The 4,792-nt window shown below is 70.1% G+C and carries 4 protein-coding genes; all 4 read right to left on the minus strand.

Features of this window, described 5'->3' with window-relative positions:
• Positions 1-546: GntR family transcriptional regulator (locus D183_RS0109740; protein WP_017908827.1), on the minus strand; the 546-nt coding region annotated here is incomplete at its 3' end.
• Between the two features lie 173 nt (positions 547-719).
• Positions 720-1,292: a nicotinamide riboside transporter PnuC gene (gene pnuC, locus D183_RS0109745; RefSeq protein WP_017908828.1), complete on the minus strand. Its 573-nt coding sequence runs from the start codon at positions 1,290-1,292 to the stop codon at positions 720-722.
• A gap of 498 nt (positions 1,293-1,790) precedes the next feature.
• A complete protein-coding gene (locus tag D183_RS0109750; RefSeq protein ID WP_017908829.1) occupies positions 1,791-3,971 on the minus strand; it encodes a TonB-dependent siderophore receptor in 2,181 nt (726 codons plus the stop codon).
• Between the two features lie 104 nt (positions 3,972-4,075).
• Positions 4,076-4,792: phosphotransferase (locus D183_RS0109755; RefSeq protein ID WP_017908830.1), on the minus strand; the 717-nt coding region annotated here is incomplete at its 5' end.

Here is a 4,792-nt window from a genome sequence, read left to right on the forward strand (position 1 = left end):
CAGCCGGCTGCGCGCCTGCCGCAAGCCCAGGCGCTGGGTCAGCACGGCGCTCAGCGAGCCGGCCAGGTCGTGGTCGAGCAGGCGCGGCGCCCACGCGGCGAGGATCGCATTGGTTTCCAGCAGCACCGCGCGGCGCCCGATCCAGCGGCGACGGCGCAGCACGAACACCTCGGTTGCCGGATCGTCCAGGTGCAGATGCCGGGCGAGCGCCGGGCTGGCGGGCTGGCGCTGCGCGGCGAGCAGTTCGGTGCGCGGGACGCCGCCCTGCGCGGCCACGTACTGCATGAAGCCGGCGATGCTGTTGGGATCGTGACGTACCCGCGGCGCGCTGACGAACCAGCCGCGGCGATTCTCGCGGTAGATGTGCCCGTCCGATTCCAGTTGCTGCAGCGCCTCGCGCAAGGTGATGCGGGTGCAGCCGAACAGCGCGGCCAGTTCGCGCTCCACCGGCAGGCGTTGGTCCGCCCGCCATTCGCCGGCGGCGATGCGCGCCAGCAGCGCATCGGCGATGCGTTGGGCGAAGCCGGCGGCGGTGGCGAAGTGCATGCGAAATCCAGAGCGTGGAGAAGCGTTGCTGACAAGACTACGCTGCCGGCAGACACGCGGACGATGCGGGCGTCTGATGTTCGCGTGATGCTCGCGCGGCTGCGGCGCGCCATTCGCATCGAGTTGACGACGGCACGCGCTGTGCCGCCAGGCAGCAAAGAGCGCGTGGCGTGTCAGGTGACGGCTTGCGCGCGGCGCAGATCGGCCTGCCACAGGCGCAGTCCGTATGCCGCCAACACCACGAATCCGGCGTACAGCGCGGCGGTGGGGTACAGCCCCTTGTACACGAACACGCCGACGTAGATGCAGTCCAGCACGATCCACAGGCCCCAGTTGGCGATGCGCTTGCGTGCGGCCCACACGCTGGCGACCACGCTGAACGCCGACAACGCCGCGTCCAGCCACGGCAGCGCCGCATCGGTGTGCAGGTGCATCCACCAGCCCAACAGCGCCGCGCCGACGGCGCCGGCCAGCAGCGAACGCAGGCCTTCGCCCCACGGCAGCGGCCCGACCTGGACCTTGCCGTCGTCGCCCAGCCCGTTGCTCCAGCGCCACCAGCCGTAGCCCTGCAGCACCACGTACAGGCCCTGCAGCAGCATGTCCGAATACAGCTTCCACTGATAGAACAGCCACGCATACAACAGCACCGCCACCACGTTGACCGGCCAGCACCAACGCACCCGCCGCGCGGTCAGCCACACACCCAGGACGTTGACCAGCACGGCGAGCAGTTCGAGCGGGGACATGGTGGGGAGGCCGGGAGTGGGGATTAGGGATTGGGGATTGTTCGCGAGCGCAGTGCATTGCGCGCGTGCTGTAGGAGCGGCTTCAGCCGCGACCCGTCAGCAATAGCGCGTCGCGGCTGAAGCCGTTCCCGCAGGGTCTGGCGGCAAGCCGGCCGAGTGCACTGTGGGAGGGACTTCAGTCCCGACGCATTGCGCCATCGGAAAGCACATCACTTCGCGCGTTTTGGCTGCATGACAGCTGATTGCCACAGTGGTCATCGGCGCGGCTGGTGTTCGAAAGGGGCAGCAGTGGATGACGTCATAGTGGATCCGGAGAACAGGGGCAGGCGCTTTTGTGAGCGAAGAAGACAGTGTTCGTCGAAGGAGCAGCGCTTGTCTGTGGGAATCAGTCGCGACCCGTCAGCAATAGCGCGTCGCGGCTGAAGCCGCTCCTACTCAGGTGACGCGCCATGTCCGGCTTTTGGCTTTTACCAATCCCGAATCCCCATTCCCGGCCCTTCAAAAATCGAACTGTACCGCCAGCCGCGCCGTCCGCGGCGCGCCGAGGAACAAATAGTCGTCGCCTTCGTAGGCGCCGACGTCGCGCCAGTAGCGCTTGTCTGTGAGGTTGTCCACGCTCAGTCGCAGCGTGGTCGGTACCGCGCCCAGCCGGGTGGCGTAGCGGGCGCCAAGGGTGTAGACGCTGTAGCCGCCGACGGCGACCTGGCCGCTGCGGTCGGCGTACTTGGCGCCGCTGTACTGCACGCCGCCCAGCAGCGCCAGTCCGCTCGCGCCGGGCACGTCCCAGGTGGCCTGGGCGCTGGCACGCAACCGCGGCACGTTCAATGCCTGGTGGCCTTCGTCGCCCGGCGTGCCGGTGTCCTCGGCGCGCGCGCGGATGCCGGCGACGCTGGCCTGCAGGTGCAGGCCGGCGCCCAGCGTGCCGGCGGCGGACAGTTCGATGCCGCGGTTGTGCAGGCGGCCCTGCTGCACGAACAGGAAACTGCCGTCGGCCTGCGGTTGCGCGTACTGGTTGGCCTGGCGCATGTCGAACAGCGCCGCGCCCAAAGTCACGCCATCGCGCTCGAACTTCATGCCGGCCTCGCGCTGGTAGGCGCTGGTTGGGGCGAGGATGCTGTCGGCGTTGCTGGCGAACCACGGCGCGGTGCCGCCCGGGGCCAGGCCCTTGGCGAAGCTGGCGTACAGCAACAGCGACGGCTGCAGCTTGAACAGCAGCGCCGCCTGCGGCAGAAACACCGAGCGGCGCGTACGCCGGGTCAGGCTGCCGTCGCGGTCCCAGGCGCGTTCGTCGTAGCGCACCTGGCGTGCGCCCAGCAGCAACTGCCAGGCCTCGCCGATGCCGATGCGGTCGCTGGCCAGCAGCGCGGTCTGCGCGCTGTCCAGGCGCCGGCGCTTGGGGCCGAGCGTGGCGTCGGCCTGCGCCAGCAGCGGCGGGTCGGCATCGATGTTGCCGCTGCCGATCATCTCGTTGATCGAGCCGTGGCGGTCGATGGTGCGATGCAGGTAGTCGACGCCGACCTGGAACTGGTGCTGCAGCACGCCGGTGCTGGCGCTGCCGCTGGCGATCGCCTGCAGTTCGTCGTTGCGGCGGCTGTCGGCAGGGCTGCGGTAGTCGTAGATGTCGTAGTCGCCTTCGCGGCTGAAATGGTTGGGCACCGCGTCGCCGGCGCAGCTGGCCGCGCCGTAGCAGCCCCAGGCGAAGCTGGAGTAATCGTCGATCAGCGCGCGGCTGTGCGATGCGGCGACTTGCAGATTCCAGGCGTCGCTGAAGCGGTATTCGTAGCGCGCCTGCGCATTCAGCGCCTCGATGCCGACCGGCCTGGACCACGGTTGGTAGGCGAGCAGACGATGCACGGACACCTTGCTCGGCAGCTGCGTGCCGCCGAGCAACTGGTAGCCCGGCACCGAGCGCTGCTGGCGGTCCTGGTACTCCACGTCCAGTTGCAGGGTCGACTGCGGATCGATGTTCCAGTCCGCGGCCAGCGACAGGAAGTTGCGGTGGCCGTCGGCGTGATCGACATAGCTGCGCAGGGTCTCGTGCGCGGCGTTGACGCGCAGGCCGAACTGGCGCTCGCTGCCGAACCAGTCGCCCAGGTCCACCGCCGCGCCGCGGCTGCCGTCGTCGTCGCCGCTCAGCACCAGGCTGCGCACGTGCTGCGGGCGCTTGGTCTGGTAGTCGATCACGCCGGCCGGGGTGGTGATGCCGGACAGCACCCCGGACAGGCCCTTGAGCACCTGCACCTGTTCCTTGTTCTCCAGCGCCACGTTCTGTTCGCCGGCGATGGTCAGGCCGTTGATGCGGTAGCTGTTGGCCGCATCCAGCGAATAGCCGCGCACCAGGAAGTTCTCGTAGTAGCCGATCGGCGCGTAGCTGTCGCCGACCGCGGCGTCGGCGCGCAGCACCTCGCTGAGCACGCGCACCTGGCGGTCGGACAGCTGCGTGCGATCGATGATGTCGATCGCCATCGGCGTGTCCAGCAGCGGCGCGTCGCCGTAGCCGCTCAGGCTGCTGCGGTCGTGCGGCTGGCGACCCTGCACGTTGACCGCGTCCAGTTCGACCGGGGTCTGCGCGCTGGCGGGCGCCGGCGCAGCGTCGGCGGCCAGGGCCGGCAGCGGCAGGGCGATGGCCAGGGCCAGCGCGAGGGCGTGCGGAGCGGGGAAACGGCGGGTGGGAAGCATGCGGAACGACCTCGGGCAAACGAAACGAAAGTGGGAAGCGGCAGCGCCGCGCGGTGCGTGCGCGGCAGGCGTGACGGCGGATGTGTCGGGGTGGATGCGACGGTTCATGGCGCGGCCGCCGCGCGCCGCTGCAGGTGCCGCAGCAGGCGTTGGCCCTCGCCCTGGCCGAACCAGGCGGCGTGGCCGAGCAGATATCGGCGGTAGGCGATCTCGGCGTGCGCGTCCGAGCCGGTGATGCCGGCGAAGTACTCGATCTCGCTGAGCGCGAAATCGGCATGCACCAGCGGTAGCAGCGCGGCCAGCAGGCGCAGGTGCGCCGCGTCCAGCGGCAGCAATGTGGCGTAGCCGTGCAGCAGCGCATCGAGCTGGTCGAGATCGGCGACGGCGGTGCCGCCGTCGTCCAGTTGCAGCCACGGGATCAGGTTGCGCTCGATCGCGGTGGCCAGGTCGAACAGGGCGAAGCTGCGGTCGGCCAGGCCGAAATCGAACACCGCGCTGACCGTGCTGGCGGCGCCGTGTCCGCGCCACAGCAGGTTGGAGGCGTGCCAGTCGCCATGCGTCCACAGTGCCGGCGGCGGTGTCTGCAGCAGCGGCCAGGCCTGTGCGTGCCAGGGCAGCAACTGCACGCGCAGGTCGTCCTGCCAGTCGCGTTGCTGCAGCCATGCGGCCAGCGCCGGACGCCGTGCCAGATCGTGCTCCAGCGCCTGCAACGGCTGCGGCTGGGCGAACAGGCGCAGGTTGGCGACCAGCACGGTGGTGCTGCGCGGCGGCGCGGCGTAGCCGGCCGCGGCACGGTGCAGCGCGGCCAGCGCGCGGCCAGC

The sequence above is a fragment of the Xanthomonas sp. SHU 199 genome (assembly GCF_000364665.1).
In the GTDB taxonomy this organism is placed as follows: Bacteria; Pseudomonadota; Gammaproteobacteria; order Xanthomonadales; family Xanthomonadaceae; genus Xanthomonas_A; species Xanthomonas_A sontii.

Excerpts from the sequence above, each read along its gene's own strand:
- D183_RS0109750 (WP_017908829.1), bottom strand. The coding sequence starts at position 3,971 with ATGCTTCCCACCCGCCGTTTCCCCGCTCCGCACGCCCTCGCGCTGGCC.
- pnuC (WP_017908828.1), bottom strand. The coding sequence starts at position 1,292 with ATGTCCCCGCTCGAACTGCTCGCCGTGCTGGTCAACGTCCTGGGTGTG.